Origin of the sequence: Streptomyces sp. CA-251247, assembly GCF_050952975.1 — a bacterium.
In the GTDB taxonomy this organism is placed as follows: Bacteria; Actinomycetota; Actinomycetes; order Streptomycetales; family Streptomycetaceae; genus Streptomyces; species Streptomyces achmelvichensis.
Window position 1 is genome coordinate 2,373,573 of sequence record NZ_CP191861.1, and the last position, 22,738, is coordinate 2,396,310.

A 22,738-nucleotide genomic window follows, 5' to 3' on the forward strand; every position below is an offset into this window, starting at 1 on the left:
CCGCAGAAGGTCAGCCGCGGGGTGCGAGACCGTTCAGGGCGTAGTCGACGACGGTGTCCGCGTACGCGTGGGTGAGGGGCAGCGTGCGCAGCAGCCAGCGGTGGGTCAGCGGTCCGACCAGGAGTTCCAGCGCGATCCGCAGGTCGGTCCCGGCCTGTACCTGGCCCGCCTCCTCGGCGGAGCGCAGCCGGGTGGCATAGAGCTCCAGCTGGGGGTCGAGGAGCTTCTCGACGAACCGGGCCCCGAGCACCGGGTCGATCACGCCCTCGGCGGCGAGCGCGCGGGCGGGGCCGTCGTAGGCGGGGCTGTTCATCTCGTCCACGGTGGCGCGCAGCACGAGCTTGAGGTCGGTCGCGAGGTCGCCGGTGTCGGGGATCTCCCTCTCTCCGGCGGCAGCCTGCTCGGCCAGGTCGAGAAAGGCTTCGAGGAGGACGGCCGACTTGGAGGGCCACCAGCGGTAGATCGTCTGCTTGCCGACGCCGGCCCGGGCCGCGATGCCCTCGATGGTGGTGCGGGTGTAGCCCTCCTCGGCGACGAGGGCGAGGGCGGCCTCGTAGATCGCGCGGCGGGAGCGTTCGCTGCGGCGGCCGGCGTCGGGCGCCTTGGTGTCGGTCATCCCGTCAATCTAGGTGCCGCTCCCGGCAACAACAAACCGATACGTATCGTCTCGATTCGTCGGTTCGCATGACACGGCGGGGTACGCCGGCCTGCGCTTACCTCACAAATCGGTGAACCACGCGGTCGATCTCCTGCGAAGCGGCCGGTTAGGCCGCACCATGGCTGAACGCAGACCGCGTGCCCCTGTTCGTTCGTGAGGAGCCCTCATTGCGCTCATCGCTTCGTGACGCCTCGCCGCGTCGCTATCTCATGTGCCCACCCGTGCACTTCAAGGTGACGTATTCCATCAACCCATGGATGGATCCGGCGAAACCGGTCGACCTGCCGCTGGCCCTGACCCAGTGGGAGGACCTGCGCGACCGCTACCGCGCACTCGGCCACACCGTCGAGCTGCTGGAACCACAGCCCGACCTGCCCGACATGGTCTACGCCGCGAACGGCGCGACCGTCATCGACGACCGGGTGCTGGGCGCCCGGTTCGCCCACCCGGAACGCGAGGCCGAGGCGGCCGTCCACCTCGCGTGGTTCCGCGCGGCCGGCTACACCGAGATCCACGAACCCCTGCACATCAACGAGGGCGAGGGGACTTCGCGGTCACCTCGTCCTATGTGCTGGCGGGCCGCGGGTTCCGCTCCAGTCCGCTCTCGCACGACGAGGCGCAGGAGTTCTTCGGCCGGCCCGTGATCGGGCTGGAACTGGTCGATCCGCGCTACTACCACCTGGACACCGCGCTGAGTGTGCTGGACGACGCGGCCGACGAGATCATGTACTACCCGGGCGCGTTCTCCCCGGGCAGCCGCAAGGTCCTCCAGCGGCTGTTCCCCGACGCGCTGATCGCCGAGGAACGGGACGCCGCCGCGCTCGGTCTGAACGCGGTGAGCGACGGGCGCCATGTGCTGCTGCCGCAGGCGGCGGTGGGCCTCTACGAGCCGCTGCGGGACCGCGGCTTCGAACCCCTCGGCATGGACCTGGGTGAACTCCTCAAGGGCGGTGGCAGCGTGAAGTGCTGCACACAGGAGCTGCGCCCCTGAGATCAGCCGGTGTGGGGCGGCCAGGCGTCGCCCCACCCCGCATCGCGTGCTGCCTTGTAGAGCTCGCCGTGGCGCTTGGTCGTCGTCGTACGGGTCAGGGCCCCCTCCGGCTCGCAGAGGTCGAGCAGCACCAGGCCCTTGCGGATCTGCGGCTTGCGGACGATCCGCGAGGGTGCCGGCTCCGGCGGGAAGCGGGTCGCCGCGACATAGCTGAACTTCTCGTCCTCGTACGGCAGGGAGCCGCCCTTCACCTGCCGGTGCAGCGAGGAGCGGCTGACGCGGGCCGCGAAGTGGCACCAGTCCGTACCCGGGACGATCGGGCAGACCCCGCTGTGCGGGCAGGGCGCCGCCACGGTCAGTCCCGCCCCGATGAGGCGGTCGCGGGCCTCGATGATCCGGGCGTAGCCGTCCGGGGTGCCGGGCTCGACGATCACGACGGCCTGCGCGGTGCGCGCCGCCTCGGTGACCACCGCGGCCCGGTCCGCCTCGGTGAGTTCCTTGAGGACGTAGGACACCGTGACGAGATCGCTGCTCTCCAACCGGAGCGACGCGCTGATCCGTGAGCGCTCCCAGCGGGCTGCACGCAGCGCGGGCACCCCCGACGCGGCGGCCAGCTCCCGGCCCAGTGCCAGCGCCGGCTCCGCCCAGTCCAGCACCGTGGTGCGCGGGGCCTCGTCCTCCCAGGCCTCGGCCACGGCCCAGGTCGCCGCGCCCGTGCCGCCGCCGATGTCGGTGTGGGTGGCCGGGGTGAACCCGGGCGCCGCGTCACGCAGGGCGCCGAGCGCGGACCGTACCGCCTCGAAGGTCGCGGGCATCCGGTACGCGGCATAGGCGGCGACGTCGGAGCGGTCGCGCAGCACGGGGGCGTCGGTCGGAGTCGTCCCGCGGTAGTTGGCGATCAGCCGGTCGACGGCCCGCGCGGCCTGCGAGGGCGGCAGCCCGTCCAGCAGGCCGGCGAGTGCGCTGCGCAGGGCGTCCGCGGTGGGAAGGGTGGCGTTCACCGAGCGATTCTAGGTCCTGTCCCAAGGCGGTCGACGCGACCTCCCCGGGGCACGGCGGGGCCACCGCTCCGGGTGCGGGATCGAACTGCTGTGGCCTCAGGGGCGGTTGCTACGCTGTGGCCCTCGCCGCACACGGAACGTGAGGCGGTCGCTTCCGGGGGGACCATGAGACAGCGGGTCGTGCGGTTGGCTCTGGTGGCCGGAGTGATCGCAGTGGCGCTGCTCGTCGCACTGAACCTGCGCGGCGGCGAGGGCGGGACCTCCGAGGACAAGCCGCGCAGTACCGCCCGGCACTCCGCGGCGACGCAGCCCCGGCTCACCGTGCCCGCGGGGTACGACCCGCGGCCCGGCTGGGAGATCGCCATGGCGTCGGCCGAGTACGCGATCGCGCGGAAGGCCGGCCGGATCGGCTATCTGGAGCGCACGGGCGGCGACCGCTTCCGGCTGCGGACCCTGGACACGGCCACCGGCAGGGCCGGCTGGACCGGCCGCCCGTGGCGCCCGCCGGCCTCCGACGGTCCGCTCCCCCGGCTGCTGTCCGTCGCCAGGGACGGCCGTGAGTACTTCGTGACCTGGACGTTCGGCCGGGCGAGCGAGGACACGCTGACCACGGCCGGCACCTTCGTCGTGCTCGATGTGTACGGCGCCGACGACGGCACCCGGCGGCGGGTGGAGATCCCGTGGCCGACCGCGCCGAGCGTGTCCGGCACCGGTCCCGGCATCCTCGTCGGCGACGGGCGCACCCGCAGCGCGATGGTCGACCCCGCGTCCGGCGTGGTGACGCAGGTGCCCGAGACATCGCTCGGCCACCCGAAGGGCTGCGCGGGGTGCCGCCGGCTGACCGAGGTGCGCGGCCTGACCGCCAAGGGGCTGCTGCTGAGCGGCGAGTCGGGCTTCTGGGTCCGCGGGGGCTGGTACAGCCGCGATGTCGCCCCGGCGGGTGGCGACCGCGCCTCGGGGGTGCCGACCAGCGTGGTACCCGGCCGGCTGCTCGCCGTGTGGCGACCCGCCAAGGGCAGCAAGGACGCGGCCACGCACGACATCTGGGCGGTGCACGACTCGGCGTCCGGCAGGCCGCTGGTCCAGGTGCGGTGCCGGCGGCCGGCGATCGAGCCGGGTGAGTACCCGCAGGCGGTGCTCGCGCCCGGCGGCGGCTTTCTGGTGGCCGGGAACCTCGCCTTCGACCTGGAGCGGCGCACGGGTCACTGCTTCGAGGAGTCGGACGGCTCCAAGCCGCTGACGCTGACGACCGTGACGGACGCCGGTCTCGCGTACGGCGCGACGAGCGCCCGCGGCCCGGCGGACGCGCTGGCGGGCGGCGGCACGCCCATCGCACTGGACCTGGCGTCGGGGGTGCCGCAGCCGCTGGCGTCCGGGGTCCGGCTGCCGGGCGCGGAGGCCGCGGGCGTGGGTCTCTTCGGCTGGACGGACACCCAGGACCGGCCCCGGCTGAGCGGGCATCGGGCCCGTACGTCCTGAAGCGCGGCGGTTGGTGGGTCGCCCGCGGCTCAGACGACCGCTTCGGCGCGCCGCTGCCACGGCCGGCACAGCCCGATGAAGCAGCCCACCGCGCCGAGCGCGCACGTCAGTTGGACCGCGGCCATCGGGACGGCCGTCGCCTCGCCGGCGATCCCGACCAGGGGTGAGGCGACCGCCCCGAGCAGGAACGCGGAGGTGCCGAGCAGCGCGGACGCGGAGCCGGCGGCATGCGGAGTGCGCATCAGGGCCAGGGCGTTGGTGTTCGGCATCGCGAGACCCATGGCGGACATCAGCACGAAGAGTCCTGCGGCCACGGCGAACAGGCTCGCCCTGCCGAAGACGCCGGAGGTCATCAGCAGCAGCCCGGTCGCGGCCAGGGTGATCATGCCCAGACCGAAGCCGAGCGCCTTGTCCAGACTGACCCGGCCCACCAGCACCCTGCCGTTGATCTGGCCGACCGCGATCAGGCCGACGGAGTTGATGCCGAAGAGCAGGCTGAAGGTCTGCGGGGACGCGCCGTAGATCTCCTGCACCACGAACGGCGAGGCGGCGACGTAGGAGAACAGGGCCGCGAAGGAGAGTCCGCCGGTGAGCATGTAGCCGCTGAACACACGGTCGCCGAGCAGCGACCGCACGGTGCGCAAGGTCTCCCCCACGCCGCCGCTGTGCCGCCGTTCCGGGGCCAGGGTCTCGGGCAGCCACCTCACCGCCACGAGGGTGAGCAGGATGCCGACGCCGGTGAGCACGACGAAGATGCCGCGCCAGTCGGTCACCCGGAGCACCTGGCCGCCGATGAGCGGCGCGATGATCGGGGCGACGCCGGATATCAGCATCAGGGTGGAGAAGAACCGGGCCATCTCGACGCCGTCGTACAGATCGCGGACCACCGCGCGGGCGATGACGATGCCGGCGGCGCCCGCGAGGCCCTGAAGCAGCCGGAAGCCGATGAGCAGCTGGACGGAGGGGGCCATCGCGCAGATCGCGGTGGCCACGACGTACACGATCATGCCGATCAGCAGCGGTCTGCGGCGTCCCCACCGGTCGCTCATCGGGCCGACGACGAGCTGGCCGAACGCCATGCCGGCGATGCAGGCGGTCAGGGTCAGCTGGACGGTGGCGGCGGGCGCGGTCAGGGAGTCGGTGACCGCGGGCAGCGCCGGGAGGTACATGTCCATGGAGAGCGGCGGCAGTGCGGTGAGTCCGCCGAGCACGAGGGTGACGAGCAGGCCGACGCGGCGCGCGGCGGCGACCGCTTGGTGCGCCACGGGAGCGATGGGTCCCGTGGGAACAGGCGCCGTCACCGGGTCGCCGGCCGGTATGTGTCCTTCTGTACGGTCCTGGCCGGTCTCCGGCTTCGGCATTGGCTCTCCATGTTGTTGAATCCCTCCCTATGCTCTCAGCTCGTCCGGAGTGGTCGAGTCCCTTTTCAGGCTGGGATGGAATGAGCGGAATCATGCGATGGGGCGTACTGGCGACGGGCGGCATCGCCGCCGCGTTCACGGCTGATCTGCAACAGATGCCGGATGCCGAGGTGGTGGCGGTGGCGTCCCGCAGCGAGGCGTCGGCGCAGGCCTTCGCCGACCGCTTCGGCATCCCCCGGGCGTACGGCGACTGGGCCTCTCTGGCCGCCGACGAGGACGTCGATGTGGTGTACGTCGCCACACCGCACTCCGCGCACCGGGCGGCCGCGGGGCTCTGCCTGGCGGCCGGAAAGGCGGTGTTGTGCGAGAAGGCGTTCACGCTCGACGCAGCGGAGGCCGGGGAGCTCGTGGACCTCGCCACCGAGCGCGGGGTGTTCCTGATGGAGGGGATGTGGATGTACTGCCATCCCCTGATGCGCCAACTCGTCGAGCTCGTCGCCGACGGCACGATCGGCGACATCCGCTCCGTGTCCGCCGACTTCGGCCTCGCGGGTCCTTTCGACGCCGGCCACCGGCTGCGCGATCCGGCGCTCGGCGGTGGCGCGCTGCTCGATCTCGGCGTCTACCCGGTGGCGTTCGCGCAGCTGCTGCTCGGCGAGCCGGACCGGATCGAGGCGCACGCGCTGCTCGCGCCCGAGGGCGTGGACCTGAACACGGGCATGCTGCTGGGCTGGGAATCGGGCGCGTCCGCGCTGCTGTCGTGCTCGATCGTGGCGGACACGCCCATGACGGCATCGGTGACCGGCACGAAGGGCCGCGTCGAGTTTCCGCGCGGCTTCTTCCACCCCGAGCGGTTCGTCCTGCACCGGGACGGGGAACAGCCGCGGGAGTTCGCGGTGCCGGCCGACCCGCATCCGTTCCGGCACGAGGCGGCCGAGGTGATGCGCTGTCTGCGGGCCGGTGAGAAGCAGTCGCCGCTGGTGCCGTTGGAGGGGACGCTCGCCGTGATGCGGACGCTCGACGCGGTACGGGACCGCATCGGCGTCCGCTATCCCGGCGAGGCGGGGAGCATCACACCGGGGTGAGGCCCGGATTGCCGGACTCGGTGACGAACGACGCCGCCGTGGTGAGCGGCGCGCCCGGGGTGGTGACGGCGCTGACCGTCTTGAAGTCCGCCCGGGCCTGACGCTCGCCGTAGGTGACCGTCACATAGCCGCGACGGCCGTTGTAGAACTTCATGTGCGGGTTGGCCTGGGTGAAGCTGTCCCAGTTGGCGGGCTTGTCGGCGCCGTCCTTGCCGCTGCTGATGGACGTGGCGACGATCTCGGTGCCGAGCGTGCGGGACGTGGGGTCGGCCCAGTCCTTCTTGAGGTCGAAGCCGTAGCCGACGTGCACGTCACCGGTGAGGACCATCAGGTTCTCGATGCCGGCGGTCTGCGCGCCGGCGAGAACCCGCTGCCGGGACGCCGGGTAGCCGTCCCAGGCGTCCATGCTGAGCTTGTACGCGGCGGTGGGGACATCCCGGCGCTGGGCGAACGTGACCTGCTGGGGCACGACGTTCCAGCGGGAGCCCGACCGCTTCCAGCCGTCGAGGAGCCACCGCTCCTGCGTCGCACCGGTGAGGGTGCGCGACGGGTCCTCGGACTCCGGTCCCGGCACCTTCCAGCCGTCGCCGTACGCCTGGTCGGAGCGGTACTGGCGGGTGTCGAGGATGTCGAACTGGGCGAGCCGGCCGAAGTGCAGCCGCCGGTAGAGCTGCATGTCGGGCCCCTTGGGCTGCTGGGGCCTGCGCAGCGGCTGGTTCTCCCAGTACGCGCGGTAGGCGGCGGCGCGGCGGAGCAGGAACTCCTCCGGCGGGACGTCGTTCTCGGGTGTCTCGTCGGCGTAGTTGTTCTCGGTCTCATGGTCGTCCCAGGTCAGGACGAAGGGGTGCGCGGCGTGGGCGGCCAACAGGTCGGGGTCCGACTTGTAGAGGCCGTAGCGCATCCGGTAGTCCTCGAGCGTGACCGTCTCCCGGTTGAAGTGGGCGGGCAGCCGGCGGTCGGTGTAGTTGCGGGCGCCGCCGACGGCGTTCACGGCGTACTCGTAGAGGTAGTCGCCCAGGTGGAACACGGCATCGAGCTCCTCCTCGGCGAGGTGCCGGTACGCGGTGAAGTAGCCGTCGTGGTACGCCTGGCAGGACACAGCGGCGATCTTCAGCTCGCCGATGCGCGCGGAGCGGGCGGGCGCGGTGCGGGTGCGGCCGACGGGGCTGATCCAGGTGCCGGTGCGGAAGCGGTAGTAGTAGGGACGGTCGTTGTCGAGCCCGCCGGCCTCGACGTGCAGGCTGTGGTGGAACTCGGGGTGGGCGGTGACCGAGCCCCGCCGCGCGATGCGCGCGAAACGGGAGTCGTGGGCGATCTCCCAGCGCACGGTGAACGTGCCACGGGGCAGTCCGCCGTCGGGCTCGTAGGGGCGGGGGGCGAGACGGGTCCACAGCAGGACGGAGCCGGGCTGCGGGTCCCCGGACGCGACGCCCAGCGTGAAGGGATCCTCGGTGATCTTCCTGGAGTCCAGTGCGGCTGCGTGGGCGGTGCCGGGCAGGTCCACGGCGAACGCGAGCGCCGCGGCGGCACCGGTCACGGTGAGAAACCTGCGGCGGCCGATGTGCTGGGCGGCGGCCCGGAGCTCGGGTGCGTGCGATGCGGGTCTCATGTGCCCCTCCCATGACGGATGTTGTCCTTCCGCATTGGAGTAGGGGCCGACGACTCTGCGTTGTCGAGTACACAACATCCGTATGTCGGTCGGATGAGTTCCCCGTACAGGTACGCGGCTACGCTGCGCGTCCATGAACGCATCGACGAGGATTGCGGTGGTGACGGGAGCGGGTTCCGGCATCGGCCGGAGCGTCGCGCTGACGCTGGCCGAGGCGGGATGGTCGGTCGCGGTGGCGGGCAGAAGGGCTGAGGCTCTGGAGGAAACGGCGTCGCTGGCGGGTGGGAATGTCCTGTGTGTTCCCACTGATGTGACGTCACCGCCCGATGTCACCACGCTCTTTGCCACGGTTTGTCAGCATTTCGGGCGTGTCGACCTGCTCTTCAACAACGCGGGGGTGTCGGGCCCCCGGGGCGTCGGCTTCGAGGACCTCTCCTACGAGGACTGGCGCACGGTGGTGGACGTCAATCTCACCGGCGCGTTCCTGTGCGCACAGGCCGCGTTCCGGGTGATGAAGGACCAGTCCCCGAAGGGCGGGCGGATCATCAACAACGGCTCGATCTCGGCGCACGTCCCGCGCCCGAACTCCGCCCCCTACACCGCGACCAAGCACGCGATGACCGGTCTGACGAAGTCCCTGTCGCTGGACGGCCGCCCCCACGCGATCGCCTGCGGCCAGATCGACATCGGCAACGCGGCCACCGAGATGACCCAGCGCATGCAGTCGGGGATCCTCCAGGCGAACGGCGAGGTGGTCGTGGAACCGGTGATGGACGCGGCGGACGTGGCGCGGACGGTGCTCCACATGGCGGAGCTGCCGCTCGCCGCGAATGTGCAGTTCGCGACGGTGATGGCGACGGCGATGCCCTACATCGGGCGGGGCTGAGGGAGCGGGGCCGGAACCTCTTCGGGGCCGGCCCGGGGCTCATCCTCCGAACCGCACCGGCAGGTACTTGATCCCGTTGATGAAGTCCGACCGCATCCGCCGCGGCTCCCCGGTCAGCTCCACCTCCGGGTGCCGGCGCAGCAGCTCCCGCGTCAGGGCCTTGATCTGGGTCCTGGCCAGGCCCGCCCCGAGACAGAAGTGCGGCCCGCCGCCGCCGAAGGTCAGGTGCTCGTTCGGGGTCCGGCGGATGTCGAAGGTGTCCGGCTCCTCGAAGACCGCCTCGTCCCGGTTGGCGGAGGTGTAGTACAGCACCGCCTTCTGCCCGGCCTTGACCGGTACGCCCCGCACCTCGGTGTCGCGGGTCGCCGTACGCCGGAAGTTGTGGATCGAGCCGTTCCAGCGCAGGAGCTCCTCCGTCGCCGTCGCCCACAGCGCGTCGTCGTCGATCCCCGCGGCCAACTCGGCCCGCGCGGCGGGCTGTTCGACGAGGGTGAGCATCGTGCCCGCCAGCAGGTTGCGGGTGGTCTCGTTGCCCGCCACGACGAGCGTCACGAAGAACATGTCGATCTCGTGGGTGCTCAGCCGCTCCCCCTCGACCTCCGCGTGGACCAGCGCGCTCATGATGTCGTCGCGCGGTGACCCGCGGCGGACGGCCGCCAGGTCGTCGCAGTAGGCGTAGATCTCCGCGGCCGCGTTCTGCCCGTCCTCGGGGGACGTACGGAAGTCCGGGTCCTGGTGGCCGACCATCCGGTTGCTCCAGTCGAAGATGCGGTCCTCGTCCGCGGCCGGGACGCCGATCATCTCGCAGATGATCTGCAACGGGAGGCGGGCCGCGATCTCCTCGACGAACTCCGCCTCGTGCCCCTTCGCCGACACCGTCGACGCCAGCGCCTGTGCCCGGCGCTGGATGTCGTCGGTGAGCTTGCGGACCATGCGCGGCGAGAACGCGGAGCTCACCAGACGCCGGTAGCGGGTGTGCTTGGGCGGGTCCATCCCGACCAGGGTGAGACCCAGACTCTCCAGCGCCTCGGGGGTCTGGTCCCGGATGAAGAACGAGCCGAGTTCCACCGACCACAGCTCGGGGTCGCGGCTCGCGGCGACGATGTCCTCGTGCCGGGTGAGCGCGAAGAAGCCCTGGTTGTCCGGGACTTCGTGCCAGTGCACCGGGTCCTCGCGGCGCAGCCGGGCGAACTGCCCGTGCGGAACCTCGCGCGCCCACGTGTCCTCGAGCAGATCGATCATGTCCGGGCTCCCCGGGATGCGTCGCAGTGGCGGTACATCCCGAGGAACCCACATATCTGACGGTCCGTCAATCCTGCGGGCGGGAGAGGAGCCTGTCGATCTCGTCCATCTGCTCCGGTCGCAGCGGGCCGTGCTCCAGCGCCCCGGCGTTCTCCTCCGCCTGGGCGACGGTCCGGAACCCGGGGATCGGCACGGTCCGTGCGCTGCGCGCCCACAGCCAGCCGAGTGCTCCCTGGGCGAGGGTGCGGCCGCCGGAGGTGAGGATGTCGCGTACCGCGTCGACCCGCTCCAGCCACTGAGGCTCGGGAACCCCGCCCGCACCGAACCAGCGCAGCCAGGACGGCGGCATCGCCCGGATGTCGCCCGCGGCGCCGCGGCTGCCGGAACCGTGCTTGCCGGTGAGCAGTCCCATGGCCAGCGGGCTGCGGTTGATGCTCGCCAGCCCGCGTTCCTCGCAGAGCGCGAGCATCGCCGGCGCGTCCTCCAGCACGTTGCAGGCGTGCTGCACGGCGGCGCAGTGCGGGCCCTCGGCGAAGACGGCGGCACGCTCCGGGTCGTCGGTGCTCCAGGCGTACGCCCGGATCAGCCCCTCGGCGACCAACTCCTCGCAGACATCCCGCAGTTCCGCCGCCACATCGAGCGGCGCGTCGGAGAGGTGCAGCTGGTAGAGGTCGACACGGTCGGTGCCGAGCCGGGTGAGCGAGCCGGTGAGCGCCCGCCGCACATACCCGGGATCGGCGTCACTCCCGGTCAGGGTGCGCGTCGCCTCGTCGAAGCGGTTGCCCCACTTGGTCGCGAGCACCACCTCGTCGCGCCGGCCGGCGAGCGCCCGGCCGAGCACCCGTTCGCTGTGCCCCGCGCCGTAGGTGTCGGCCGTGTCGAAGAAGGTGACGCCCAGGTCCAGGGCGCGGCGCACGGCGGCGACGGACTCGTCGTCGTCGACCGCTCCCCAGCCGAGCGGGTTGCCCTCGCCGTCCTGCCACTCACCGCCGATGGCCCAGCACCCGAACCCGAGCGCGCCGACCTCGATCCCGCCGGCGCGTCCCAGTGTCCTGGTGCCGGTCGTCCGTACTGCATCCGTTGCGTCCATGGCGCAGGAGGCTACGAGTTGGAGTGCACACGAGGACAAGGCCCGCGACCGCCGGGGCGGGCGGGCTCACCGAACGACTACTTCGCCGCGCTGCGACCCCGCGGCAGGCTGTGCGTCGTCGGCCTGCCGACCGAGCCCATCACCGTCAGCCCTCTCAGCATCATCCCCGCGGAGAAGGCCCTCGTCTCGGCCGTGGTGGGGCCTCCGGCCGTCACCCGCCGGCTCCTCGACTTCGCGGCACTGCACGGCATCCACCCCGAGGTGGAGGTCTTCCCGTCCGCACGCATCGACGAGGCCATCGATCACTTCCGCAAGGGCCGTGCCCGCTACCGGGCCGGCGTCGACCTGCGCACGAGCGGCTGACCGGCCCGACATGGTCGGTACCCGACCGGCCTGACGTGCCCGGTACCCGACCGGCCCGACATGGTCGGTACCCGATCGGCCCGACGTGGTCGGTACCGCCGGCCGGTACCGCGCTCAGGCCTGGCCGGTCTCGAAGCGCGCGACCCTGCCGCCCTCCACGCTGAACCTCCACGACGTCCGCATCTCGCCCCAGGTGTCGTTGCGGTAGCGGGCGACGAGGGAGAGCCCGTCCGCCGACTGCGACTCGACCTCCATGTGGCCGCGCGAGTCGAAGACCTCACGCCCCGTCCACTCGTCGATGTCACGGTCGTTGCCGTCGTCGGACATCGTCGCCCCGGGCGCGAGAGTGGTCCGGAAGGTGTCCCGGTCACCGGAGTTGAGGGCGCCGACGAAGGCGCGGACGGCGGGTTCGGTGAGCTTGTCCACGGAGATGGTCACGGAGGTCTCCTTCGGGTGCGGGGCAGGGCCTTCGGCCCGTATCGGTACCGATGTGCGCCGGGGCGCGGTCCTCTCCATGCCTACACCTCCACGTCCGCCCCCACCTGTCGGCCTGCTCCACCCGCGCGCCCCCTGCGGGGCCCCGCGGCGTGGGAGGCTTGCGCGCATGGACCACACCCTGGACGCCACGCTCGACCCCATCTGGGACACGGTCGACCGCCTCAACACCTGGCTGGACGAGAACCGGACCCTTCCCGCGCAACAGGAGGTGCTGCTGCGCATACTGAAGCTCTCGGAGGAGGTGGGCGAAGTCGCCCAGGCGGTGGTCGGCGCAACCGGCCAGAATCCCCGCAAGGGCCACACCCACACATGGCGGGACGTCGAGTCCGAGCTGTGCGACGTGGTCGTCACTGCCATGGTCGCCCTGCGCACGCTGACCCCGGACGCACCCGAGGTCTTCGCCGCGCATCTGCGCAAGGTCGCGGCACGGTCGCTCGCTGCCTGACGGCGCCCCAGAGCGCGGGCACAGACCGCGGGCACCGACGTCCGCGGTACCGGCTCAGCCGGCCGGCGGGGGCTCCCACGGCAGCGCCTCGACCGTGGCCAGCGGCCAGCGGTGGTCCTGCTTCCTCTCCGGGTGGTACGCCTCCGCGTCGCTCGCCTGGCGCTCCCGCCACAGCGTCTGCTCGTGGTGCAGCGCCGAACGCGACAGCCGGCAGTCGTGCCGTGCTGCGGCGGTGGATGGTGAGGCTGTATCGCCAGCAGCACGTGGACGGCCTGTGTCCTGCTGATGCACAGGGTCGGGCCAATCGCTACTCAGATGGACAGGGCTCCGCCATCCGAAATGGACTTTTATCGGTTTCCTCCACACAGTCCTCGGTGGTACTCGACGTACTGCGCCTCGATGTCGTGTTCGGGATGGCGTCTCAGCCTGCCGATGGATGCCCCGTCCTTGCTGCTTCGTACGTTCCATTGCTCGTCGATGTAGATGGCCAAGGTGTCGAACTGGACGTGGTGATTGGGACAGAGACACAGCAAGTTGCACAGCTCGTCCGGACCGTCGTGCGGATTTCCTAGCCCTCTGATGTGTGCCGCCTCGCTGTAGTGACTGAAACGTGTCTCCAGTCGCAGGCCACACACTTGGCACTGATGCAGGTGGAGCAGCTTGACCCTGTGCGCCAGTTGCTGATCCCGGTCGGGCCGCGAAGCAGTGACCTGACGGCGACGCTTGGGCAGAGCAGACACAGACCCACCCCTGCCATCGCGCTCAGCCCCTCCATCCGCTCCACTGGCGTGCGCGTACCCGCCGAGGCCGACTCGGTCCAGAAGCTCTTCCTGGTTGACATCTGGGAAATAGGTGGTGCACAACAGACCGATCGCTTCAGCTCGGGCAAGCGGCTGCCGCAGGAGCCTTGCCGCATCCCGCCGGAGCCCTGCATGAGTCCCTGACTCGACCGAGGCCGCGAGCGACAGCTGGTCCGGGCCCGGACGCTTCGTACCTACGACTTCCCAGAGCCCGCTGCCTCTCAAGTGACGGAACGGATACTCAAGTGACACTGACGGGCTCGGGGAGCCGAACTCCTGCATGATGGGCTCGAGTTGGGTCTGATAGACGTTCGACGGCGCCAGACGGCTCTGTCCCGACATCAGGCGCCCAATAGCCCAGAGGAGGGTGAGGGATGCCTGCCGGATACGTCGCTCGTCCGGTGTGACGGCATCAAGCGTTCCGAGCGCGCGCAGGAGGTCTTCACGCCGCATCCTGCCAGGAGGGGCAACCGCACCTCCCTCGCCAGACGGCCGTGCTTCCACGGTGGGCATCCGTCCGTCCAAGAGACCCAGGTGACGGCGGCGCTCCGCGGCCCTGACGAGGGTGAGGCTGCGCAGCGGAGGTGTCATCGCCAGAGCGGTCAGGATGGGCTCCGCCGCCACCTCAAATTCAACGACGTCACCCAGGGCCATGATGTGCTCCCAGGTGGTCCGTGTCTCCTCGTCGACCCCCCAGACCGCTGTCGCCAAGTCGGGGTTGTGGAGGAGTCCGAGAATGCGGGCGCGGGCGATGAACATGTTCTGTGCATAGAAGAGGACCTCGTCGCCCACCTTCCGGTCCCGCAGCGCGACGGCCTTGGCGTTCCCCGTCTGCTGCGTGGGCGTCGAACCCCACAACCGCGCCACTCCGTCGGGGAAGATCCGCTTGAGCTCGACCGCATGCTCTCCAATGGCGTGCTCGTAATCCGAGAGCCGGATTCCCTTGCGCACCGAGTGCTCGAAGTGTTGCGGCCCGCGCACCCTGGCGCTGCCGCGGGGCTGCAACACCCATTGGGCCGCGTCGGCTTCTATGTGCCCGACCGGGCTCTGCCTCCGTCGGCCACCTGCCCCTGCCCCCGTACCTGAACCTGAACCTGAACCTGAACCTGAACCTGCGACGAAGTTCGGCTGACCACCATGACCATTCCCCATGGCGATCAGATTTTCATACTGAGAAGGGGAATTGGTAAGGAACTTGAGGCATCAAACAACGGGCCCGTACTCGTCCAGATCGGCGCGGCGCTTCAAGTCGATCTCACCTCGTGGAGTCTGGCGGGGATCCGTCGACTCTGAGGTCGGTCAAGAGGCGGACTTGCCCGGGAATCTGCCGGACAAGAAGCTGTCGAGGATCCGTCCTCGCAGGCCGCGCAGCATCTCGTTCTCCGTTTGTGCGATGTGCGCTCGAGCGTGGAGGCGTTCGGCGAGCCGGGCGAAACACTCACGCACATCACTCGGAGGCCACCGAACCATGGTGGCTCCGAACGCCCGACCGCTGAGTTCACGCCCTGCAGATCCTTGTGCGGTAGCTGCTAGCTCGGCGCCGCGCGAGCGGATCTCGTGCAGCAGCCACTGCGCATCGGGTACCGACTCAGGTCCCAGCGCAAGTACGTTGCGGCCAATGGCGGCAGGTACTTGGTTCATCACGGCCCGCACGCCGTCTTCCCTTGAGGCGACGAGAAGGGAGCCTGGAGGGCACACGCGGCCCTCTTTACCCTTGGGCAGTCGTCGCTTCGTGGCATACAAATGGGGCAGCTCGCTCTGCAGGATGTCCGCGGGGGCGACGAAAGCGGTACCGCCCTCGGTATGCGTCCCGTCGCCGTCCGGGCGCGGGCGTGGTGCGGTTCCGGCAGTGAGATGAACAAGGCTTGCCAGGGGCTGCTCCGGCCAGGACTTGCTGTCGCGCCCCTCGCGTGCGAAGTGCGCTTCGCTCAACTCCGTGGCGCACTCGGCGATACGTGCGTTCGTCGCCGTTTTCGCCTCCACAAGCCGCATCGCTCGCAACAGGGCGGTCCTTGGCCCTACTGGCGGAACCGGTACGGAGAGACTTCGCAGCGCCGCCAGGCTGAGCGTGCGTTGCAGTGTGGAACCAGTGGCTTGCCGCTCGCACCATTCGCGCACCGCCGGCGATCCGAGCCAGAGGCTCAGCCAAGCGGCCTCGCCGGGGTCGCTCGCTCGGATGATGGCGACGGTCCGAGACACGTTCCAGTGATGGAACTCTTCGCTGACGACTGCCGCTTCACCCACGCGGCCCACCAGGACCACGACGACGTCGCCGACCTCCAGTTGGCTGCGCAGGTTTGTTTCGTGCACCCGGAATGCAATCCGCCTCGGTTCGTCGCCGCGCAGTCGTCCGTCCTGGATGTCGGCAGCGCGAATCATGGGCACACCGTCATCGGAGTGCGCCCCGGGGCGAGTGATGCCGTACCCAATGACCTGCACGGTCGACAGATCACCCAGCCGTCCCACGCCCCAATCCCTGGGCAGTCGCTGCAGCTCGCTCTCCAGACTCTCCTGCGTCACAGCTGCCCCAGCAGGTCACGCAGCTCGCCTTCGAGGCGGCGGGACGCCTCGAACAGCCCGAGCAGTTCGTCGGTCAGGTCGGCAGCACGCTCGTGCGCATCTGCTGGCACGGACTCGGCGGGTGGCGCGGCAACGTGGTGGGAGGGCAGTACGTCGTACTCCTTCGCCACGATCTCGTCCCGGGAGACCGATGTACACCAGGCGGGTACGTCCTCGTACGGCTGGCTGCCCCGCGCTCCCCTCCAGGCAGCGAAGGTCTTGATGATGCGCTTCGTCGCTGCCTCCGGCATGGCTCGCCGTCCGCGCGTCACGCTCGCGGCGGTGTCACGGGCGTCGATCAGCAGGAACTGTCCCGACCGGTCACTGCGCCCCCAGTTGTCGCGAGGCTTCTTGCTCTTGGTAAAGAGCCACAGACTGACCGGGTTGCGCACATGAGGGATCAGGCCGGCAGGCAGTTCGACCACACAACTCAGGACGTCGTCATCGGCCAGACGGGCGCGGATCTGGCCTTCTGCGGTCTTCGCCGTAGTGGCAGCGCCTGTGGGCAGCAGGAGCGCGCCCCGCCCCGTCGGCGTCATCTTCCTCACGACGTGCTGGGCCCAGGCGAAGTTGGCGTTCCCGGCTGGTGGGACCCCGTACGGCCAAGGAAGGCTGTGGCGGAGGTAGCCGCCCTCGTCCCAACCAGACTGGTTGAAAGGCGGATTGGCGACAACCACGTCGAAGGTCAGGTCTGCGAAGCGGTCATTGACCCATGTGGAATCTGGGCCCTCCAGGTGTGCTGCAGCCCCGTGGACGGAGACGTTCATCGCAGCGGTCTGCAGGGCGCGCCGACTCTCGTCCTGTCCGTACAACGCCAGCTCATCGGCATGGCCACCGCTCGCTTCGAGGTACTCGCGAGCCCGCAGGAGGAGGCCGCCGGAACCACAAACGGGGTCATAAACGGTGTCGCCCTCCCGGGGCTCCATCACCCCGGCCAGGAGGCGAGCGACATCCGACGGCGTGTAGTAGTCGCCGCCCTTACTCGTCGTCTGCCCATGATCCAAGCAGACTTCGAAGATTTCTGTCAGGTCCGGTGCTATGGCCACCCAGTCGATCAAAGGCGCTACCTGGTGGCGTCGCAATCCGTCCAGGTTCGGCAGGTCCAGCAACGAAGGAAACTCAGCTTCCCGCGCGTGAAGTCCACGGTGGAGCGCCTCAGCCAGACCGTGCCCCCCGTCCCGCCAGAGGCCACCACTCATGAGCGCACTCCAGGCTTCGCGTGCCGGCGTGAGACCGCCCCACTCGTCGCCACGCTCCGTTTCGGCCTCGTGGCGCAGCAGGATCATTGCCATGACGAGGAGGAGGGCGTCCTGGGGTGCCAGTGCCCCGCGCAGGGCATCCAGCACCCTCCCCAGTGACATCCCCTTCGACGCTTGCTCCACCTTGTCTCCCGTCTCTGCACGCGTTCGGCCGGACGACCGCCTTCCCGTGCGCCCATCATGCCTGGCCGGACTCAGCCGCCGCTCATGTAGGTCATGGCCATGAAGGCCATGGCGAACACCGCGACGAACGCGCCCCCGCCGGTCATGAGGGCCTGATCCAGGTCGCCTGTGCGCGCCAGGCGCCACAAGGCGACCAGCAGCGCGCAGATCATCGCCACTGCTATCGCGAGCGTCACCTTCATGCCGCGCGTCCCACCCACCTACGCTCCCCCTTCACCACGTATGCCTACAAAGCACAAAAAACCGACGAGACCACAGCGCCCCCATCGACCTGCACACCACCGTAGCACTGCAGCAGTCGGTTTGGGTCAACTGCAGCAGTCGGTTTGTGTACCAACCAATGTTGAAGTGCCACTCTCGAAGCTCGGAAATGATTTGGTGAATCCACTTCCGAGTCCGGGAGCTCCGACCGTGACCCACCGATTTCCCTTCGTCCCGGTTCCCCGCCCCGCTACGATCGGTGCGGGGCTTTTGCGGCCTGAGCAGCAGTGATCGGCACAGAACAAGAGTGAAGCGGGGATGGCAGATGCGGGACGGCCGGTGGACCACGGTCACCGAATCCGAGTTCCAGCATGAGCACCGAGGTCTGCAGGCCATCCGCGAGAAGCTCGCGGACAACGATCCGTGGCGGGCCTGGTCGAACTTCACCTTCACCGCGCACACCGGCCATGTCCGGGAAGTGGACCTGCTGGTGATCGCCCCGGGCGGCGTTCACCTGATCGAGCTGAAGGACTGGCACGGCTCCGTCGAGTCCCGCAACGGCACCTGGCTGCAGACGCAGCCCAGCGGCCGGCAGATCCCCCACGGCAACCCACTGCACCTGGCCAACAAAAAGGCGAAGGAACTGGGCGCGCTGCTGCAGCAGAACGGCGAGAAGGTGTGGGTCTCGGAGGCCGTCTGCTTCACCGACTCCTCCCTGCGCAACCGGCTCCCCGCCCACGACCGCAACGGCGTCTTCACCGTCCACCAGCTCACCGAGACGCTGAAGGAGCCGCCGAAGGACGAGTACCGCCGGATCGACGCCGCGCGGTCGCGCCGGATCAAGGCGGTGCTGGAGCGCATCGGCATCGCGCGCAGCGACGCCGAGTACAAGGTCGGCCCGTATCTGCTCAGCCGGAAGGCGTTCGACTCGGGCCCGACCTGGGCCGACTATCTGGCCCAGCACAGTGAGCTGCCGGAGGCCGCCCGCGTCCGTGTCTATCTGCGCGAGCGCGGTTCCGACGCCGAGCTGCGGGCATCCGTCGAGCGTGCCGCGCGCCGCGAGGCCGCCGTGCTGCGCCACTTCCGGCACCCCGGTGTCGTCCAGCTCAAGCAGTACGACCCCTCCGGGCACTCGGCGGGCCCCGCGCTGATCTTCGACTTCGATCCGCGGACCCTTCGCCTGGACGAGTACCTGATCCAGTACGGCGAGAAGCTGGACATCCTCAGCCGGATGGCACTGGTGCGACAGCTCGCCGAGACAGTGCGCTCGGCGCACGGCCGACGGATCTTCCACCGCACCCTGGCGGCACGCGCGGTCCACGTCATCCCGCGCGGCCGTGGCCGCCGGGGCGACTCCGAGAGCGAGACCGGCGCCTGGTCCAGCCCACACCTGCAGATCTCCGACTGGCAGGTCGCCGTCCAGCGCAGCTCCGAGCACGGCGTGACCGGCAGCGGCGAGCGGTTCGCCCCCACGACCTTCTCGCGAGCAGGCGCGCATCTCGCCGAGGGCGCGGACCCGTATCTGGCCCCGGAGTTGACCGCGCTCAGGCCCGACCCGGTCGCCCTGGACGTGTACGGACTCGGAGTGCTCACCTACCTGCTGGCCACCGGCAGGCCCCCGGCCGCCAGCCAGGCCGAACTGGTGGCCCGCTACGAGGCGGGCGAGGGCCTGCGCCCCAGCTCGGTAGTGGACGGCCTCTCCCCGTACATCGACGAGCTGGTGCAGGCGGCCACCGCCTACGACGTCTCCGCACGGCTGTCGTCGGTGGACGACTTCCTGGAGATGCTGGAGGTCGTCGAGGCGGACCTGACCGAGCCTCCATCGGCGGAGGCCCCACGCCCGGCCCAACCCGAGAAGGACCCCCTGGACGCGGTCGCGGGCGACGTGCTGGCGGGCCGCTGGGAGGTCAGGCGTCGCCTCGGTACGGGTTCGACGAGCCGCGCGTTCCTGGTGCGGGACCTGACCGCCGGCCCGGATGGGCGCTTCTCGAAGTCCCTGGCGGTGCTGAAGGTCGCGACGTCGGACAGCCGAGGCGAGGTCCTGCGTCGCGAGGCCGAGGTGCTGGGGCAGCTGCGTCCGGACTCCCGAGTGATCCGGCTGGTCGAGCCGGAGCCGCAGCGCATCGAGCCCCGCACGGCCCTCGTCATGGAGTACGTCGGCGACGAGCGCGAGGAGGGCGGCGACCCATCCGCACCCGGTGCGAAGCGCCGACGCCGGGAGGAGACGGTCGCCCGGCAGCTGCGCGAGTTCGGCCGTCTGTCCGTGGACCAGCTCGAGGCGTACGGCGACTACCTGTTCGGCGCGGTGGACTTCCTCGAAGGTGAGGGCGTATGGCACCGCGACATCAAGCCGGACAACATCGCGATCCGTATCCGCCCGAACCGCACCCGCGAACTGGTGCTGATCGACTTCTCGCTCGCGGGCTACCCGGTGAACGAGACAGCGGCCGGGACGGACGGCTACCTGGACCCGTTCATCGGCACGCTCACCGACCGCTCGGTCTACGACGCCCACGCCGAGCGGTATGCCCTGGCCGTAACTCTGCACGAGATGGCGTCCCGTGAGCTCCCGGTGTGGGGCGGCGGAAAGGTCTCGCCGCGCCAGACCGACCCGGAGAAGGAGCCGTACCCGAGGATCGCCGCTGACGCCTTCGACCCGGCGGTACGGGACGGCCTGGTCTCGTTCTTCCAGAAGGCCCTGCACCGGGACGCCTCCCAGCGCTTCCCCGACCTCAAGCCGATGCGGGACGCCTGGAAGAAGATCTTCCTCGCCATGGACGAGGCGAAGCCCTCGTCCCGCCGCCCGTCACGGCACGCGGCGCCACCCGCGCAGGGCGAGGTGGCGCAGCCCTCCCCGGATGCCGCCATCCCAGAGGCCGAGGACGAGAGCGCCGAGCAGCAGCGCCAGCGGCTGGCAGACCGCGTCGACCGGGACACCCTGATCTCGTCGTCCGGCCTGAGCCCGGCCGCGGAGTCGTTCGTGTACGGCCTTGGCGTCAACACCGTCGGCGAGTTGCTCGACTACAGCCAGCGCCAGCTCGTCAACGCCCCCGGTCTCGGCGCCAAGACCCGCAAGGAGGTCTTGAGCCGCATCAAGCAGTGGCGGCTCAAGTTCGCGGAGAAGCCCGCCGCACCGCTCACGCCCGAGGGTCGCAAGGCCGCGAAGGAGGAGTTGTCGGCCGCCGAGGCCGCGGTGGCCGACGCCGTGGCGGCAAACGGCGGCGCCGGTGCGCATTCGCTGCCGGAGCGCGCGCTGCGCAGTGTCAGCCTCGACACCCTCGCCACGGTGTTCGTACCGCCGCTGCGCAAGGACGGCTCGAACCACAACGAGTGCGAGATGGTACGGCTGCTGCTGCGGCTGCCCAACGAGCAGGGCGTACTGCCGTCGGAGGTCGGGGTCTGGCCGACACAAACGGACGTCGCGCACGCGCTCGGGCTGTCGCGGGGCCGCATCCCTCAGATGCTGAAGAACCAGCGGACCCGCTGGAAGAAGCACCCGGCGGTACGGGCACTGCGCGCCGAGGTCCTGGACCTCCTGCATGACCTGGGCCGGGTCGCTTCGGCGGCGGAGGTCGCGGACGCGCTGACCGTGCGACGCGGCACCCAGCTCCAGGAGCGCGAGCAGCGCCGGGCGCTGGCCCTGGCCGCCGTACGGGCTGTGGTGGAGGTCGAGCAACTCGTCCCGGAGGAGGCCGAGTTCCAGCACGCCCCGAACCGCGACGCGGCCGACGAGAGCATGGGCGCGGGCCTCCTGGCGTTGGAAGTGGGCGCGGACGACGCCCCGGACACGCCGTCCTCACCGGGCCTGCTCCACTACGCCCAGCGGCTTGGCCGTATCGCCGACGACATGTCGAAGCTCGACACCCTGCCGACGGCGGCGACCGTGGTGGCCGAGCTGGGCGCCGTACCGCCGCCGAGTGCGGCGGTTCAGTGGGACGACCGGCGGATGGTGGAGATAGCGGTGGCCGCCTCTCGTCATGCCGCCGCGACACCCCGCCTGGAGATCTACCCGCGCAAGCTGCCGCTGGTGCGCGCGCTGCGCCTCACCCAGGCCGGCCTGGTACCGCTCATCCCCGGGATGGCGGAGGCCGAACAGCCGGGCCTGACGGCCGACGACGTCCACGAGCGGGTACGGGCGCGCTTCCCGGAGCTGCTGAACGAACGCGGCGGCCGTGCCCTGCCTACGGGCGGTCGGCTGACGAAGGCCCTGAAGGACGCCGGTTTCGAGCTGGTGCTGTCGACGCGTAGGAGCACGGGAACGCTGCGCTACCTGCCGAGCAGCGCGGACGGCGTCTCCGCCTATCTGTCGTCGGACGCCCGACGGCAGCCGACGGGCACCGTCTCCGCGCACCGCTACTCCGACGACCCCGAGCTCGCGGCGGCGGGTACGGCCGAGGACCGGTTGAAGGCGTCGGCGCGGCGGGACGGCTTCCGTGTGCTGACGGTGCCGACGGAGTGGGCACGGGATGCGATCGACGAGCTCGGGCGGGAGGACTTCGCCGGCGGGGCCGTCGTGGTGTCGGTGGCCGAGCTGTTCGTCCAGGCCCTGCACGAGTTGGTCGACCCTCGGCCGAAGCCCACCTGGGAGACGATCCTGCGTGCGGATGTGGCGGGGGCCGGGACGCCGGGGGCGATGAAGTTCGCCGAGTACGCGGGGACGGCATGGGGCCTGGTGGAGCCTCGGATCGGTGAGCTGCTGGGACCGGGGGGCGTGGGTTCTGGGAGCGGGGCCGAGATCGGGGTGGCGGCTCCGTTGCTGCTGACGGACGGCGGGGTCTTCGCCCGGTACGACGCGATGGGCGTCCTGGAGCGGCTGGCCGAGCGGTCACGGGGTGGCGGACGCGCACTGTGGCTGTTGTGCCCGCAGAGCGACCCGGCCCGGCCGCCGCGGCTGGGGACGGTGGCGGTGCCGTACCAGTCGGGGCTCGGTGAGTGGATCGTGCTGAACGAGTTCTGGGTGCAGAACGCACACCGGGCGAAGCCGGAGGGTGCCGTGGCCGGCGGCCCGCGGGGATGATGCGTTGAGCG

Annotated in this window: 17 protein-coding genes and 1 pseudogene; 7 read left to right on the plus strand and 11 right to left on the minus strand. The window is 70.5% G+C overall.

Annotated elements, in window-relative coordinates:
• Window positions 1-10: 10 nt before the first annotated feature.
• A complete protein-coding gene (locus ACQPWZ_RS10500; protein ID WP_433571173.1) occupies window positions 11-616 on the minus strand; it encodes a TetR/AcrR family transcriptional regulator in 606 nt (201 codons plus the stop codon).
• 251 nt (window positions 617-867) lie between these two features.
• On the opposite strand from ACQPWZ_RS10500, the pseudogene ddaH reads away from it, so the two are divergent.
• Window positions 868-1,649: pseudogene (gene ddaH / locus ACQPWZ_RS10505) on the plus strand (dimethylargininase).
• A gap of 2 nt (window positions 1,650-1,651) precedes the next feature.
• Here ddaH and ACQPWZ_RS10510 read toward each other — a convergent pair.
• Window positions 1,652-2,650: a small ribosomal subunit Rsm22 family protein gene (locus ACQPWZ_RS10510; RefSeq protein WP_433571174.1), complete on the minus strand. Its 999-nt coding sequence runs from the start codon at window positions 2,648-2,650 to the stop codon at window positions 1,652-1,654.
• A gap of 165 nt (window positions 2,651-2,815) precedes the next feature.
• Between ACQPWZ_RS10510 and ACQPWZ_RS10515 the strand changes: the two genes are divergently transcribed.
• Window positions 2,816-4,129 carry a hypothetical protein gene (locus ACQPWZ_RS10515; protein WP_433571175.1) on the plus strand — a complete coding sequence of 438 codons (1,314 nt, stop codon included), beginning with the start codon at window positions 2,816-2,818 and terminating at the stop codon, window positions 4,127-4,129.
• A 29-nt stretch (window positions 4,130-4,158) separates the two neighbouring features.
• Here ACQPWZ_RS10515 and ACQPWZ_RS10520 read toward each other — a convergent pair whose 3' ends face one another.
• Complete coding sequence (locus ACQPWZ_RS10520) at window positions 4,159-5,490, minus strand: multidrug effflux MFS transporter (RefSeq protein ID WP_433571176.1); 1,332 nt, start codon at window positions 5,488-5,490, stop codon at window positions 4,159-4,161.
• Between the two features lie 80 nt (window positions 5,491-5,570).
• On the opposite strand from ACQPWZ_RS10520, the gene ACQPWZ_RS10525 reads away from it, so the two are divergent.
• Window positions 5,571-6,575 carry a Gfo/Idh/MocA family protein gene (locus tag ACQPWZ_RS10525; RefSeq protein ID WP_433571177.1) on the plus strand — a complete coding sequence of 335 codons (1,005 nt, stop codon included), beginning with the start codon at window positions 5,571-5,573 and terminating at the stop codon, window positions 6,573-6,575.
• Here ACQPWZ_RS10525 and ACQPWZ_RS10530 read toward each other — a convergent pair.
• On the minus strand, window positions 6,562-8,184 hold the full coding sequence (locus ACQPWZ_RS10530) for an alkaline phosphatase D family protein (RefSeq protein WP_356703571.1): 1,623 nt from the start codon (window positions 8,182-8,184) through the stop codon (window positions 6,562-6,564). The genes ACQPWZ_RS10525 and ACQPWZ_RS10530 overlap by 14 nt on opposite strands.
• Before the next feature lie 133 nt (window positions 8,185-8,317).
• Between ACQPWZ_RS10530 and ACQPWZ_RS10535 the strand changes: the two genes are divergently transcribed.
• Window positions 8,318-9,070, plus strand: a complete 753-nt coding sequence (locus ACQPWZ_RS10535) for an SDR family oxidoreductase (RefSeq protein ID WP_340472806.1) — start codon at window positions 8,318-8,320, stop codon at window positions 9,068-9,070.
• Window positions 9,071-9,109: 39 nt separating this feature from the next.
• On the opposite strand, the gene ACQPWZ_RS10540 is transcribed toward ACQPWZ_RS10535, so the two are convergent.
• On the minus strand, window positions 9,110-10,312 hold the full coding sequence (locus ACQPWZ_RS10540; RefSeq protein WP_433571178.1) for a cytochrome P450: 1,203 nt from the start codon (window positions 10,310-10,312) through the stop codon (window positions 9,110-9,112).
• A gap of 67 nt (window positions 10,313-10,379) precedes the next feature.
• A complete protein-coding gene (locus ACQPWZ_RS10545) occupies window positions 10,380-11,402 on the minus strand; it encodes an aldo/keto reductase (protein ID WP_433571179.1) in 1,023 nt (340 codons plus the stop codon).
• An 18-nt stretch (window positions 11,403-11,420) separates the two neighbouring features.
• Between ACQPWZ_RS10545 and ACQPWZ_RS10550 the strand changes: the two genes are divergently transcribed.
• Window positions 11,421-11,765 (plus strand): hypothetical protein, encoded by a 345-nt coding sequence (locus ACQPWZ_RS10550; RefSeq protein WP_405569159.1) that lies wholly within the window; start codon window positions 11,421-11,423, stop codon window positions 11,763-11,765.
• 114 nt (window positions 11,766-11,879) lie between these two features.
• Here ACQPWZ_RS10550 and ACQPWZ_RS10555 read toward each other — a convergent pair whose 3' ends face one another.
• Window positions 11,880-12,203, minus strand: a complete 324-nt coding sequence (locus ACQPWZ_RS10555; RefSeq protein ID WP_356703576.1) for a nuclear transport factor 2 family protein — start codon at window positions 12,201-12,203, stop codon at window positions 11,880-11,882.
• Window positions 12,204-12,369: 166 nt separating this feature from the next.
• On the opposite strand from ACQPWZ_RS10555, the gene ACQPWZ_RS10560 reads away from it, so the two are divergent.
• Entirely contained in the window at window positions 12,370-12,708 is a 339-nt protein-coding gene (locus ACQPWZ_RS10560; protein ID WP_356703577.1) for a MazG-like family protein, read from the plus strand.
• Between the two features lie 347 nt (window positions 12,709-13,055).
• Here ACQPWZ_RS10560 and ACQPWZ_RS10565 read toward each other — a convergent pair whose 3' ends face one another.
• From ACQPWZ_RS10565 to ACQPWZ_RS10580, 4 genes are all read right to left on the minus strand, one after another.
• Window positions 13,056-14,459, minus strand: coding sequence for an HNH endonuclease (locus ACQPWZ_RS10565; protein WP_433571180.1), 1,404 nt, complete (start codon window positions 14,457-14,459; stop codon window positions 13,056-13,058).
• A 348-nt stretch (window positions 14,460-14,807) separates the two neighbouring features.
• Window positions 14,808-16,028, minus strand: coding sequence for a hypothetical protein (locus tag ACQPWZ_RS10570; RefSeq protein ID WP_433571181.1), 1,221 nt, complete (start codon window positions 16,026-16,028; stop codon window positions 14,808-14,810).
• Window positions 16,025-17,413 (minus strand): N-6 DNA methylase, encoded by a 1,389-nt coding sequence (locus ACQPWZ_RS10575; protein WP_433571182.1) that lies wholly within the window; start codon window positions 17,411-17,413, stop codon window positions 16,025-16,027. Before ACQPWZ_RS10575 ends, ACQPWZ_RS10570 begins: the two co-directional genes overlap by 4 nt.
• A gap of 107 nt (window positions 17,414-17,520) precedes the next feature.
• The gene (locus tag ACQPWZ_RS10580; protein WP_433571183.1) at window positions 17,521-17,691 is read right to left on the minus strand and encodes a hypothetical protein; all 171 of its coding nucleotides are present in this window, start codon (window positions 17,689-17,691) and stop codon (window positions 17,521-17,523) included.
• Between the two features lie 344 nt (window positions 17,692-18,035).
• Between ACQPWZ_RS10580 and pglW the strand changes: the two genes are divergently transcribed.
• Window positions 18,036-22,727 carry a BREX system serine/threonine kinase PglW gene (gene pglW, locus ACQPWZ_RS10585; protein WP_433571184.1) on the plus strand — a complete coding sequence of 1,564 codons (4,692 nt, stop codon included), beginning with the start codon at window positions 18,036-18,038 and terminating at the stop codon, window positions 22,725-22,727.
• Window positions 22,728-22,738 lie beyond the last annotated feature (11 nt).